Raw genomic sequence first — 13191 nt, forward strand, 5'->3', positions numbered from 1 at the left:
ATTCGAGAAGGCTCGCCCGCGGGGGGTGCGAAAGCCGCCGTCAGTCCGGCAGGACCATCAGCCCGCGCGCGTCGAGCGGCACGAAGGGATTGAAGGCCACCTCCCACGGGTGGCCGTCGGGATCGGCGAAATAGCCCGAATAGCCGCCCCAATCGGCTTTGGTGCCGGGCTTCAGCAGGCGCCCGCCGGCGGCGACCGCGGCATCGAGCGCAGCATCCACCGCCTTCTCGTCCGGCAGGTTGATGGCGAGGGTGAAGCCGCCGAAGCCCGGTGGCGTCAGCGGGAGCTTCGCGTCCTCGGCGAGCTTGTCCCGGTCCCACAGGGCGAGCGCGAGATTGTCGAGGCCGAGGAAGGTGATGGATGCCTCGTAGGCGCGCGCCTTCGGCTGCCAGCCGAGCTTCTCGTAGAAGCGCTGGCTCGCGGCGCGGTCCGTGACGCCGAGGGTGATGAGGTTGACGCGGGCAGGAACGGCAGCGGTCATCGGTCTTTCCTTTCGGTCTTGGGTCTTTCAGAAGAGGCTGAGCTGCTCGGCGCCGCGGCGGGGCGGGGAGAAGAGGTCCGTCCTGAGCCGCGTGCGGCGCTTGTTGAAGCCGAGGCGCTCGGCCGCCATCTCGAAGCGCCGGCCGATCATCCAGGCATAAGGACCGGAGCCCACCATGCGCTGCCCCCAGCTCGAATCATAGTCCTTGCCGCCGCGCGTCGAGCGGATGAGCGACAGCACGTGCCGGGCCTTGTCGGGATAGTTGCTCATTAGCCAGTCGCGCACGATGTCGCGCACCTCGAGCGGCAGGCGCAGCATGACATAGCCCGCCTCGCGCGCGCCTGCGGCATGCGTCGCGGCGAGGATGTCCTCGATCTCGGCATCGTTGATGGCCGGCACGATGGGGGCGACGAGCACGGTGACGGGAATGCCGGCCTCGCTGAGCCGGCGGATGGTGTCGAGCCGGCGCTGCGGCGTGGCCGCCCGCGGCTCCATCGTGCGGGCGAGCTTGGCGTCGAGCGTCGTGACGGAGATCGCCACCTTGGCGAGGCCCCGCGCCGCCATCGGCGCGAGGAGGTCGATGTCGCGCGTCACCAGGGCCGACTTGGTGACGATGCCGACCGGATGGCCGGCCCTGTCCAGCACCTCCAGGATGCCGCGCATGAGGCGGAACTTGCGCTCGATGGGCTGGTAGGGATCGGTGTTGGTGCCGATGGCGAGCGTGCGCGGCACGTAGCCGGAGGCCGACAGCTCCTTCTCGAGCAGCGCCGGTGCATCCGGCTTGGCGAAGAGCTTCGATTCGAAGTCGAGCCCCGGTGACAGGCCCATATAGGCGTGGGTCGGCCGGGCGAAGCAGTAGACGCAGCCGTGCTCGCAGCCGCGATAGGGGTTCACCGAACGGTCGAAGGAGATGTCGGGCGAATCGTTGCGCGTGATGATCGTGCGCGCCTTCTCCGTCTGCACCTCCGTCTTGAACGGGGGCAGCTCGGCAAGACCCTCCCAGCCGTCGTCGACATCCTCCCTATGGGTCGGCTCGTAGCGCGCCACGGGGTTGCTGACGGCCCCGCGTCCGCGCCGCCGCTCCGGGTCGATGCGGTGGCCGACAAGGGCGAGCGGATCCGCCGGGCCGACCTGCGGCACCTCCTTCAGCGGATCGCGCCCCCGGCTGGCGCGCGGCGGGGTGGCAGGGGCAGGTGAATGAGAGACGGCTCGGGCCCGCATGGGCGCCTCCGATTTCCAGCAGCGATCGTTGAACGAGAACATATAGAGAACAAAATTGTTCCCCTGTCCAGTGGTCGCCGCGGCGGAGGCGTGGCGAAGGGGGCAGCCGGCGTCGCATCCGGCGGCCCGAAACGGGGCTGGAACGAAGGCCTTTGCGGGGGCGGTGCCGCTACGTTTTCCGACGCAGCTTGCCGGGATGGCTACAGAAACGATGCCACGGCGACGGAAAGAATGAGCAGGCCCGCGAAGGACATGTTCACGGCGCGCCCCACCCTGGGGTTCACCACGCTGCGCGCAAGCAGCGCGCCGGCGGCGAGCCAAAGCAAGTTCACGAGAACGATGGTGGCGAGCAGCAACGCTCCTTTCGCAAACTGGTCGGCGACGGCGCTGTTCGGCCATAGGGAATAGCGTGAGAACACCGCCGCCACGGCGACATAGGCCTTGGGGTTGGCCAGCGAGAGGGTCACGCCCGCATACCAGCGCGGGGCGCGGCCGGGCGCTTCCGCGGCGGCCGTCCCGAGCGGCGGCGCCGTGGCGATCCTGTATGCCAGGAAGATGAGATAGGCGCTCGCGGCAAAGGTCACGACCGGCGCGATCCGGGGATAGGAAAGCACCGCCGCCCAGAGGCCCGAGCCGACCAGGGCCACGACGGCGACCATTCCGAGATTGAGCCCGGCCATGTAGGCCAGCCCCCGCCGCACGCCGAAGGCCGCTCCGAGCGCCGCCAGGCTGAACGTGTTGGGGCCGGGGCTCCCGACGAGGGCGAGCGATGTCAGAAGAAACAGGGGTACGGCGTCCATAGGGCCTCCACTCGCGATCTTGGAGTTGGCCCAGGCGGACGGCGGAACAGTGCTGCGCTCCCCGATGGTTCCCCATCTCATGCCGCCAGTCACACAGCACGATGCGAGCGTATCGGCCGCTCGCCCGGCGGGCAAGCCGCATACATCGGGATGTTGGGCGCGGCTGGCGGCGGCGGGCTCGCACCTGCCACCGAGGATTCGGGCCGTCCATGGTCCTGCCGCTAAGACAGCGTGCCGCAGCGTCATGGCGAGGTGCCTGCGCTAGGCTTCCGGCATGATTTCCGTCCTGATCATGGCCAATGGCGATACGGAAGGCCTCGGCGCGACGCTGGCGGCTCTCGTGCCCGGCGTCGCGGCGGCGGTCGTGCGCGAGGCCATCATCATCGATTGCGGCGAGGACAGGGATGCCGCGCGCGTCGCCGAGGCCGTGGGCGCCTCGCTCGTGCGGGCCGGGGGTGGCGAAGCCGGCTGGCGCGAGGGGGTGCGCGAGGCGCGGGGCCCCTGGCTCATGCTGCTCAAGGCCGGCGACGTGCCGACGGCGAACTGGATCGCCGTGATGGAGCGCTTCCTGCGCCGCCAGGCCGGCCGGACGACGGGATTGTGGCTCGGTGGCTCGTGCATCGTGCCGCTCGGCCGCTTGAGGCACGTGGCCCAGGGGCTCTTCGGCCGCGCGCCGCTCGGCCCGCGCATGCTGCTGTCGAAGGCCCACGTGGTCGCCGGCCATCGCCGGCCGATGATGCTGCCGGCGCTGCCGGTCGCCTTCGAGGCGGCCGGTTGAGACCGGGGTGTGATCCCCGTCCGTTCAGTTGCCGGTTCCACGCCTCAGGTGCTCGTCGAGCCGCGGCATGATCTCGACGAAATTGCACGGCCGTTGGCGATAATCGAGCTGCGCGGCGAGGATGCCGTCCCAGGCGTCCTTGCAGGCGCCGGGGGAGCCCGGCAGCACGAAGATGTAGGTTGCGCCCGCGACGCCCGCGGTCGCCCGTGACTGCAGGGTCGAGGTGCCGATCTTGTCGTAGGAGATGCGGTGGAAGACGGCGGAAAAGCCGTCCATGCGCTTCTCGAACAGGGGCTCGATGGCCTCGGGCGTCACGTCCCGGCCGGTGAATCCCGTGCCGCCCGTGGTGATGACGGCATCGATGCCGGGATCGGCGATCCATCCCTTGACGGTAGCGCGGATCTCGTCGACCTCGTCCGGCACGATGGCGCGGGCGGCGAGGCGATGGCCGGCCGCCTCGAGGCGCTGAACCAGCGTGTCGCCGGACCTGTCGTCGGCGAGGCTGCGCGTGTCCGACACGGTCAGCACGGCGATGGAGAGCGGGATGAAGGGGCGCGTTTCGTCGATACGGGACATGGGGTCTGCCTGATGAGGTGGTGCCGGACCGTCAGGGCCTGCTTGCGCCGAAAGTATCGCACGCCTGCACGCGGCCTTCCTTGAGCCCCGTCATGAACCAGCGCACGCGCTGCTCGGACGAGCCGTGGGTGAAGGTCTCGGGCACGGCATAGCCCTGGCCGGCCTTCTGCAGGCGGTCGTCGCCGATGGCCTCGGCCGCGTTCATCGCCTCCTCGACGTCGCCGGGCTCCAGCGCCTTCCACCGCTGCTCGCTGTGGTTGGCCCACACGCCGGCGAGGCAGTCGGCCATCAATTCGACGCGCACGGACAATTCGTTCGCCTGCCGCTGCGAGGCCTGGCGCTGCGCCTGCTGCACCTTGGGCAGGATGCCGAGCAGGTTCTCCACATGGTGCCCGACCTCGTGGGCGATGACATAGGCATAGGCGAAATCGCCGCCCGCGCGGAAGCGCCGGCGCATGTCGTCGAAGAAGCTGAGGTCGATGTAGACCGTCTGGTCGACGGGGCAATAGAACGGCCCCATGGCCGCCTGGGCGAAGCCGCAGTTAGACCGGGTGGCGCCGGAGAAGAGCACCATGCGCGGGTTCTTGTAGGCGACGTTCACCTGCTGCGGCAGGACGGTCGTCCAGACGTCCTCCGTGTTGCCGAGGATGGCGGCAGCGAACTGGCCGGCCTCGTCCTGCGGCGCGCCGCGCGTGCCCGGCTGCGACTGCTCGTAGGAGGAGCCGCCGCCCGACAGCATCTCGGCCCCGCCGATGAGGATGCGCGGATCGATGCCGAGCGCCCAGCCGATGAGGCCGAGCACGAGGATGGTGCCGATGCCGATGCCGCCGCCGCGTCCCCCGCCGGGGATGTGGAAGCCTCCACCGCCGCCGCGCCGGTCCTCGACATTCTCGGACCGGCGGAAATCACCCCAGCGCATGTCTTGCCTTCCGTCGACGCCTCACCTGCCTGCAGCGGCAGGCCGACCAGCATAGCCCGCCGCGCCGCGCCGGCCAACGACCGGCCGCGGCATGCCGTGGCAGCAGTACACGCCGGGCTAGTGGTAGCCCTCGCCCTCCTTCAGCTTGCCGCGGAAGGTCCAGTATACGAAGACCGTGTAGCCGAGGATCATGGGCAGGAGCGGCAGGGTCCCGATGAGGAGGAAGATCTGCGCCGCCGGCACCGCCGCCGTGTCCCACACCGTCAGCGTCGGCGGCACGAGATAGGGGAAGTTGGAGATCGCGAGCCCGGCGTAGCACAGGAGGAAGATGCCGATCGTGCTGAAGAACGGCAGCGCCGTGCGCCCCTGGCGCATGCCGCGCCAGGCGAGCAAGCCGAGGACGACCGTCCCCGCCGGCAGGAGCCAGAGGAAGTAGATGTTCGGCGCCGCGAACCAGCGGTCGGCGATGCGCTCGAAGGAGGCCGGCGTCCAGATGCTGACGAGCGCCGCGCAGATGCCGACGGCGATGAGGAAGACGGGCGCCAGCCGGCGGGCATGGTCGGCGGTCGGTCCCTCCGTCTTCATCATCAGCCAGCAGCAGCCGATGAGGCCGTAGCCGGCGACGACGCCGACGCCGCACAGCAGCGGGAAGGGCGCCAGCCAGTCGAAGGAGCCGCCGGCGAATTCCCCGTTCTCCACCCTGATGCCCTGCAGGAGGCCGCCGAGGATGACGCCCTGGGCGAAGGCCGCGACGATGGAGCCGCCGGAGAAGGCGAGATCCCACATGCGGTGCCGGGGCTTCGACACCCAGCGGAACTCGAACGACACCCCGCGGAAGATGAGGGCGAGCAGCATCACGATGACCGGCAGGTAGAGCGCCGGCATGATGACGGCATAGGCCTGCGGGAAGGCGACCCACAGGCCGCCGCCGCCCAGGACGAGCCACGTCTCGTTGCCGTCCCAGAAGGGGGCGACGGAGTTCATCATCTCGTCGCGGCGCGCCTCCTCCTGCGTCGTGGGAAAGAGGATGCCCATGCCGAGGTCGAAGCCGTCGAGGATGACGTAGAGCGCGACGGCCGTGGCGATCAGCCCGGCCCAGATGATCGGCAGATACCACTCCATGGCGCGCTCCTCATTGTCCGGGTTGCATGGCGGCGCGGGCCGCTTCCTCGGCCGCCGACAGCGGCCGGTTGGGCAGGCCCTTCGGCTCGGCGGCGACGTCCGGTGCCGGCCCCTTCACGATGAGCCGGTTGATGTAGCGGATGCCCATGGTGAAGACGATGCCGTAGACGACCACGAAGAGCGCCAGCGTGAAGGCCACGGTCTCCATGGCGACCGGCGAGCGCGCGTCGGCCGTGCGCAGGATGCCCGTCGCGACCCACGGCTGGCGGCCGATCTCGGCCACGAACCAGCCCGAGACGATGGCGATGAAGCCCATCGGCCAGGCCCACGAGGCGGCCCATAGGAAGGCCCGCGAGGTGAACAGCCGGCCGCGCAGCCAGAGATAGCCGCCCCAGAAGGCGAGCCCGATCATGAGGAAGCCGATGCCGACCATGACGCGGAAGGAGAAGAACACCGGCACCACCGGCGGTCGGTCCTCCGGCGGGAAGGCCTTCAGGCCGGGGTAGATGCCGTTCCAGTCGTGCGTGATGATGAGGCTGCCGAGGTGGGGAATGGCGATCTCGAAGTCGTTCGATTCGGTCCGTTCGTTCGGCCAGGCGAAGAGGACGAGCGGGGCCACCTCGTTCTCCGGCCAGTGGCCCTCCATGGCGGCGAGCTTCACCGGCTGGTATTCGGCCGTCTTGAGGCCGTGCGCATCGCCGATGAAGGCCTGCAGCGGCGCGAGGATCAGGGCCATGCCGAGGCCCATGCCGATCATGGTGCGGCCGTGACGCTCGTGCACCCCGGCGAGCAGGTAGCGCGCGCCGACGGCGAGGACGACGATGGCCGTCGTGAGATAGGCCGCGGCCACCATATGCGCGAGGCGCAGCGGGAAGGTGGGGCTGAAGACGATGGCGAGCCAGTCGACCGGATAGGCGATGCCGTCGCGTACCTCGTGCCCCGTCGGGTACTGCATCCAGCTGTTGGCCGAGATGATCCAGAAGGCCGACATGCAGGTGCCGACCGCCACCATGAGCGCGGCGAAGAAGTGCAGCGCCGGTGGCACGCGGTTCCAGCCGAAGAGCATGATGCCGAGGAAGGTCGCCTCGAGGAAGAAGGCCGTCAGCACCTCGTAGCCGATGAGCGGGCCGATGGTGTTGCCGACCACCACCGAGAAGCGGCTCCAGTTGGTGCCGAACTGGTAGGACAGCACGATGCCGGACACGACGCCCATGGCGAAGGACACGGCGAAGATCTTCGTCCAGAAGCGGGCGAGGGTGCGGTAATGCTCGTCGCCCGTATAGAGCCAGCGGCCGAGCAAAGTGGTGATGAAGGCGGAAAGGCCGATGGTGAAGGCGGGGAAAATGATGTGGAAGGTGACCGTAAAAGCGAACTGGATGCGCGCCAGCATCGTCGCGTCGAGATCCATATCGTCACCTCCGGGGATCGTGCCTCGATTCGGAACGACGCCGGATACTACATCACAAGTGTGGAGGTTTCGCCACGCAACGCCGCCGGCCGCCGCGGCAGGCGGTTTCAGCCCTGCGGGGCGCCGGCCGTTTCGTCGAGCACCTTCCTCAGCGCGCGCAGGTCGCGCCACGCGAGCCTCTTCTGCGCCGGCTGGCGCAGCAGATAGGCGGGATGGAGCGTCGCGAGGGCACGGATGGTGCGCCGGCCCGTCTCGTAGTCGAACCATTTGCCGCGCGTGCGCAGGATGCCTTCGCGCACCCCGAGCAGCGCCTGGGCCGACGGGCCGCCGAGGCACACGAGCACGTCCGGGTCACACAGCTCGATCTGGCGCTCGATGAAGGGGCGGCATATCGCCGCCTCCTGCGGCGTCGGCGTGCGGTTGCCGGGCGGGCGCCACGGCACGATGTTGGCGATGTAGACGCTGCCGCGGTCGAGGCCGATCGCCGAAAGCATCCTGTCGAGCAACTGTCCCGAGCGGCCGACGAAGGGCTTGCCCTGGATATCCTCCTCGCGCCCCGGCGCCTCGCCGACCAGCATGACGCGGGCGCCCGGCGTGCCGTCGGCGAAGACGAGGTTCTTCGCCGTCGCCTTCAGGGCGCAGCCGTCGAAGGCGGCGAGCGCCTCGCGCAGCTCTTCGAGGCTCATCGCCCCGCGCGCCGTGGCGCGGGCGGCAAGCGCCGTCTCGTCCGCCGAGGCCGCAGCGGCAAAGGCCGGAGCGGCAGGCGAGGCTGCGGCCGGGGCCGGCTGCCGCGGGTCCGACGGCGCGGGGGCCGGGCGCGCCTGTTCCCCGCGCGGCCGCGGCCGGTCCGGCTCGGCGAAGCGGTCGTGCGGTGCCTCGTCGAGCGCCAGGTCGACGCCGGCATCGACATAGAAGGCAAGGAGCGCTTCGAGCGCTGCCTCGCGAGCTCCGAACTCGGCGGGGGGATGCGACATGCCGGCATTCTAGAGGCGCTACCGGCACCTTGCCAGTACCGGATCGCCGCCGTCCTCCGCTTCGAGAGGTCGCGCCCGCAGTGCAACATGCAGTCTGGAACGGGTCGAAGACTTCGCGTATCGATGATTGCAGCGGATATGGAATTGTTTGTATACAAATAAAAATCTGCCGGGGTGCTGATAAGCCGAGGAGGGGCCTGATGGATCTGCCCGAACGGGAGCGAATGGACTACGACGTCGTGATCGTCGGCGCGGGCCCGGCCGGCCTCGCCGCCGCGATTCGCCTCAAGCAGCTCGCTGCCGAGACGGGCCGGGACGTATCGGTCGTCGTCGTGGAGAAAGGCTCCGAGGTCGGCGCCCACATCCTCTCGGGCGCGGTGATCGACCCCGTCGGCCTCGACCGGCTGCTGCCCGACTGGCGCGAGGATCCCGAGCGGCCGCTGAAGACGCAGGTTACAGCCGACCGCTTCCTCTATCTCGGCCCCGCCGGCGGCGTCAGGCTGCCCAATGCCCTGATGCCGCGGCTCATGAACAACCACGGCAACTTCGTCGGCTCGCTCGGCAATGTGGCGCGCTATCTCGCGGCGCGCGCCGAGGCGCTCGGCGTCGAGATCTATCCGGGCTTCGCCGCGGCCGAGGTGCTCTACGGCGACAAAGGCGAGGTCGTGGGCATCGCCACCGGCGACATGGGTGTCGGCCGCGACGGCGAGCCCAAGGCCGAGTTCACCCGCGGCATGGAGCTGCGCGGCAAGTATACCCTCCTCGGCGAGGGCGCGCGCGGCTCGCTGTCGAAGCAGGTCATCAAGCGCTTCTCGCTCGACGAGGGCCGCGAGCCGCAGAAATTCGGCATCGGGCTCAAGGAATTGTGGCAGATCCCGCCTGAGAAGTTCGAGCCCGGTCTCGTCCAGCACTCCTTCGGCTGGCCGCTCGACAACGGCACCGGCGGCGGCTCATTCCTCTACCATTTCGACGACAACCTGGTGTCGGTCGGATTCGTCGTGCACCTCAACTATTCGAACCCGACCCTGTCGCCGTTCGACGAGTTCCAGCGCTTCAAGACCCACCCGATGATCCGGGGCATGCTGGAGGGCGGCAAGCGCATCTCCTACGGCGCGCGCGCCATCACGGAAGGGGGCTTCCAGTCGGTGCCGAAGCTCGTCTTCCCCGGCGGGGCGCTGATCGGCTGTGCCGCCGGCTTCGTCAACGTGCCGCGCATCAAGGGCTCGCACAACGCCATCCTGTCCGGCATGCTCTCAGCCGAGAACGTCTTCGCGGCCCTCGGTGAGGGGCGCGAGCATGACGAGCTGGCCGGCTACGAGGCCGGCTGGCGCGGCTCCGACATCGGCCGCGACCTGCACAAGGTGCGCAACGTCAAGCCGCTGTGGTCGCGCTTCGGAACCATGGCGGGCGTCGCCATCGGCGGCCTCGACATGTGGACGAACGAGCTCCTCGGCTTCTCGCTCTTCGGCACGCTCGGCCACGGCAAGCCCGATCACGCCACCTTGAAGCGAATCGACGAGGTCAAGCCGATCGCCTATCCGAAGCCCGACGGCATCGTGTCCTTCGACAAGCTCTCGTCCGTCTTCCTGTCCAACACCAATCACGAGGAGGACCAGCCGGTCCACCTCAAGCTCGCCGATCCCTCGATCCCGGTGGAGCGGAACCTGCCGCTCTACGGCGAGCCGGCGCGCCTCTACTGCCCGGCGGCGGTCTACGAGGTGGTGTATGACGACGCGGCGGCGCGGACCAATCCCCGCTTCGTGATCAACGCCCAGAACTGCGTGCACTGCAAGACGTGCGACATCAAGGATCCGGCCCAGAACATCAACTGGGTGACGCCGGAAGGCGGCGGCGGGCCGAACTATCCGAACATGTGAGCCATCCGGCGGTCAGGCGGGGCCATCGCGGCCGGCCTGACCGCCGGCGGCTGTTCCTTCCCCCGCCGCTATTGCCGATGCACCGCAAAAAGGTCATGTTGCGCGGTAATAGAAGAGGGCGCCGCGCCCATCGGCGAAGCGGCGCAAGAGCGGCAAGAGACACGTGATCCACATGACCTTCAGGCGCTTCTCGCGCATCGCCATTTCGGCTTGCTGCATCTTTTCCGTCATGGCCTTCGGGCAGCCGGGCACGCTCTCGGCCAAGGCGCAGGACGTGGACCTCGCCATCGACAGCCTGCCCGGGCCGGCCGAGAGCGTCGAGGGCAACTATCTCGCCGCCGTGGTCGCCGGATCGGCGCGCGACACGCGGGCGGCCGCGCTCTACTTCCGCGAGGCGCTGCGGGACGATCCCCGCAATCCGGAGCTCCTGGAGCGCGCCTTCGTCGCGCTGCTCGCCAACGGCGACATGGAGGAGGCCTTCTCGGCCGCGCGCCAGCTGCTGCAGCGTGACGCCAACAACGGCCTTGCCCGCCTCGCTCTCGGCGTCGAGGCGATGAAGGCGCGGCGCTATGTCACGGCACGCAAATATCTCGGCAGCGGCGGCCGCGGCCGCGCGGCGGACCTGACGGCGACCCTGCTGTCGGCCTGGTCCTGGGTCGGCTCGGGCAACCTGCGCCGCGCGCTCGACACGGTCGAGCGGCTCAAGGGCGAGAATTCCTACAACGTCTTCCGCGACTATCACGCGGGTCTCATCGCCGCCGTCGGCGGCAATCGCCGCGAGGCGGAGAACCGGCTGAAGGCGGCCTACGACGTCGAGCGCACGACGCTGCGCGTCGTCGACGCCTACGGGCGGCTCCTGTCCGTGCGCGGCGAGGCGGAGGAGGCCCGGCGCGTCTATGCGGCCTTCGACCGGCTGCTGCCGCGCAACCCCATCGTGCAGGATGCCCTGACGCGCCTCGACGCCGGGGAGCGCCTGTCGTCGCTCATCGCCAATACCCAGGAGGGAGCGGCCGAGGTGCTCTACGGCCTCGGCGCGGCGGGCAACAGCCAGGGCGACGAGATCGCGGCGCTCATCTATCTGCGCCTCGCGACGTTCCTGGCGCCGAAGCACGAGCTCGCCATCGTCACCCTCGGCGACATGCTGGAGCGGCTCAAGCAATATGCCTCGGCCATCGAGGTCTTCGAGGCGATGCCGGCGAACTCGCCGCTCAGGTCGAGCATCGACATCCAGATCGCCGTCTCGCTGGAGCTGATGGGCGAGAAGGACAGGGCCCAGAAGCACCTCGAGGAGCTGATCGCCGCCAACCCGGACGATGTCGAGGGCCTGATCGCGCTCGGCAACCTCCTGCGCTCGCGCAAGGACTTCGCCGAGGCGGCCGAGATCTACACCCGGGCGGTCGAGGCGATCGGCACGCCCGACCAGTCGCGCTGGACGTTGTTCTACTTCCGCGGCATCGCCTACGAGCGCTCGAAGGAATGGCCGAAGGCCGAGGCCGACTTCAAGAAGGCGCTCGAACTCGCCCCCGAGAGCGTTGGCAGCGACCGGGCGCTCGTGCTCAACTATCTCGGCTATTCGTGGGTCGACCGGCACATGAATGTCGACGAGGCCTTCGAGATGCTGAAGCGGGCCGTCGAGCTGAGGCCGCGGGACGGCTACATCGTCGACAGCCTCGGCTGGGCCTACTACCGCCTCGGCCGCTATGACGATGCGGTGCGCGAGCTGGAACGCGCCATCGAGCTGCGCCCGTCCGATCCCACGATCAACGACCACCTTGGCGACGCCTACTGGCGCACGGGCCGCAAGCTCGAGGCGAAGTTCCAGTGGAACCACGCGCGCGACCTCGATCCCGAGCCCGAGGACCTCGTCAAGATCCTCGAGAAGATCGAGAAAGGCTTGCCGGACGAGGACAAGCCGGCGGCGGCCGAGGCCGTCGAGAAGCCGAAGAACGGCGGGTGAGGGGACGCGCTTCCGGATGACGGCGCCCTGATGCCTTTCCGTCTCCTTCGAGGCGGAGAGAGTGGGAGGTCACCGTCCGCACCTCCCCGGGAAACGAGAACCGGCTGCAGCCAGATAGCCGCCCATGACCGTGCAGCCCAATCTGCCCTCCGCCACCGCCGGCCGTCTCCTCGTCGAGCGTGCGCCGGCCAAGGTGAACCTCTTTCTGCACATCACCGGCCGGCGGGCGGATGGCTACCACCTGCTCGAAAGCCTCGTCGCCTTCGCCGGCTGCGGCGACCGCCTGTCGCTCGATCCGGCCCGGCCGCTCGGCCTCACCGTCTCCGGGCCGGGCGCGGAGGCCGCGGGTGGAGGGCAGGACAACCTCGTGCTGCGGGCCGTGCACCATCTCATGGCCCGGCGGCCGGGCCTCGTGGCCGGCCACTTCCACCTCGACAAGCGCCTGCCGGTTGCGGCCGGCCTCGGCGGCGGCTCGTCCGACGCGGCGGCGGCGCTGCGCCTCATGGCGCGACTCAACGGCCTCGGCCTCGACGACCCGGCCATCCGCGCCGCCGCCGTTGCGACGGGCGCGGACGTGCCCGTCTGCCTCGACGGCCGGGCGCGGGTCATGGCCGGCATCGGCGATGTCCTGGCGCCGCCGCTCGGCCTGCCGCCGCTCTTCGCCGTTCTCGTCAATCCGCGCGTGCCGCTGGCGACCGCCGATGTCTTCCGCGGCCTCGGGCTCGCGCCCGGCGCGATGGCCGATGATTCGCCATTGCCCGCCGCGCCCCCGGTCGTGAACGGCCGTGCCGCCTTCCTCGCCGCACTGTCCGGCGTCCGCAACGATCTTGAGGCGCCGGCAAGAGCGCTGTCCCCGGCGGTCGCGGAAGCGCTCGCCCTGCTGCGCAGCCTGCCGGCGTGCCGGCTCGCCCGCATGTCCGGCTCGGGCGCGACTGTCTTTGCCTTGTTCGACGACTGCCGTGCCGCGGCGCGCGGGCGCCGGGCGGTGGCCGCCGCGCGCCCGGCGTGGTGGGCGCGCGCGACCGTTCTGCGCTAGAGCCGGATCCGATCAGGTTGAATCAACCTGATCGGCAAAACG

Annotated in this window: 12 protein-coding genes and 1 riboswitch; of the genes, 4 read left to right on the forward strand and 8 right to left on the reverse strand. The window is 69.7% G+C overall.

Annotation, left to right across the window (positions count from 1 at the left end):
• Positions 1-40 precede the first annotated feature (40 nt).
• From AL346_RS13145 to AL346_RS13155, 3 genes are all read right to left on the reverse strand, one after another.
• Positions 41-481 (reverse strand): VOC family protein, encoded by a 441-nt coding sequence (locus AL346_RS13145; protein ID WP_019401125.1) that lies wholly within the window; start codon positions 479-481, stop codon positions 41-43.
• A 27-nt stretch (positions 482-508) separates the two neighbouring features.
• Complete coding sequence (locus AL346_RS13150; RefSeq protein ID WP_082312628.1) at positions 509-1702, reverse strand: PA0069 family radical SAM protein; 1194 nt, start codon at positions 1700-1702, stop codon at positions 509-511.
• Between the two features lie 200 nt (positions 1703-1902).
• Positions 1903-2502, reverse strand: a complete 600-nt coding sequence (locus AL346_RS13155) for a LysE family translocator (RefSeq protein ID WP_019401127.1) — start codon at positions 2500-2502, stop codon at positions 1903-1905.
• 21 nt (positions 2503-2523) lie between these two features.
• Positions 2524-2605: riboswitch (ZMP/ZTP riboswitch) on the reverse strand.
• A 171-nt stretch (positions 2606-2776) separates the two neighbouring features.
• On the opposite strand from AL346_RS13155, the gene AL346_RS13160 reads away from it, so the two are divergent.
• Positions 2777-3280, forward strand: a complete 504-nt coding sequence (locus AL346_RS13160; protein WP_019401128.1) for a hypothetical protein — start codon at positions 2777-2779, stop codon at positions 3278-3280.
• 24 nt (positions 3281-3304) lie between these two features.
• Here the strand turns inward: AL346_RS13160 and moaB are convergent, their stop codons facing one another.
• The 5 genes from moaB to AL346_RS13185 form a co-directional block, all read right to left on the reverse strand.
• Positions 3305-3856: a molybdenum cofactor biosynthesis protein B gene (gene moaB / locus AL346_RS13165; RefSeq protein WP_019401129.1), complete on the reverse strand. Its 552-nt coding sequence runs from the start codon at positions 3854-3856 to the stop codon at positions 3305-3307.
• 31 nt (positions 3857-3887) lie between these two features.
• Positions 3888-4775: a neutral zinc metallopeptidase gene (locus AL346_RS13170; protein WP_019401130.1), complete on the reverse strand. Its 888-nt coding sequence runs from the start codon at positions 4773-4775 to the stop codon at positions 3888-3890.
• Between the two features lie 117 nt (positions 4776-4892).
• Positions 4893-5897, reverse strand: a complete 1005-nt coding sequence (cydB, locus tag AL346_RS13175) for a cytochrome d ubiquinol oxidase subunit II (RefSeq protein ID WP_019401131.1) — start codon at positions 5895-5897, stop codon at positions 4893-4895.
• Positions 5898-5907: 10 nt separating this feature from the next.
• A complete protein-coding gene (locus AL346_RS13180) occupies positions 5908-7305 on the reverse strand; it encodes a cytochrome ubiquinol oxidase subunit I (RefSeq protein WP_019401132.1) in 1398 nt (465 codons plus the stop codon).
• A gap of 107 nt (positions 7306-7412) precedes the next feature.
• Positions 7413-8279 (reverse strand): uracil-DNA glycosylase family protein, encoded by an 867-nt coding sequence (locus tag AL346_RS13185; protein WP_019401133.1) that lies wholly within the window; start codon positions 8277-8279, stop codon positions 7413-7415.
• Positions 8280-8479: 200 nt separating this feature from the next.
• Here AL346_RS13185 and AL346_RS13190 point away from each other — a divergent pair, with 200 nt between their 5' ends.
• From AL346_RS13190 to AL346_RS13200, 3 genes are all read left to right on the forward strand, one after another.
• Entirely contained in the window at positions 8480-10156 is a 1677-nt protein-coding gene (locus tag AL346_RS13190; protein WP_026014957.1) for an electron transfer flavoprotein-ubiquinone oxidoreductase, read from the forward strand.
• 172 nt (positions 10157-10328) lie between these two features.
• Positions 10329-12113: a tetratricopeptide repeat protein gene (locus AL346_RS13195; protein WP_019401136.1), complete on the forward strand. Its 1785-nt coding sequence runs from the start codon at positions 10329-10331 to the stop codon at positions 12111-12113.
• Between the two features lie 124 nt (positions 12114-12237).
• Positions 12238-13149, forward strand: coding sequence for a 4-(cytidine 5'-diphospho)-2-C-methyl-D-erythritol kinase (locus AL346_RS13200; RefSeq protein ID WP_019401137.1), 912 nt, complete (start codon positions 12238-12240; stop codon positions 13147-13149).
• The last annotated feature ends 42 nt before the right edge of the window (positions 13150-13191 follow it).

It is taken from the genome of Chelatococcus sp. CO-6, assembly GCF_001271345.1.
Lineage (GTDB): Bacteria > Pseudomonadota > Alphaproteobacteria > Rhizobiales > Beijerinckiaceae > Chelatococcus_A > Chelatococcus_A caeni.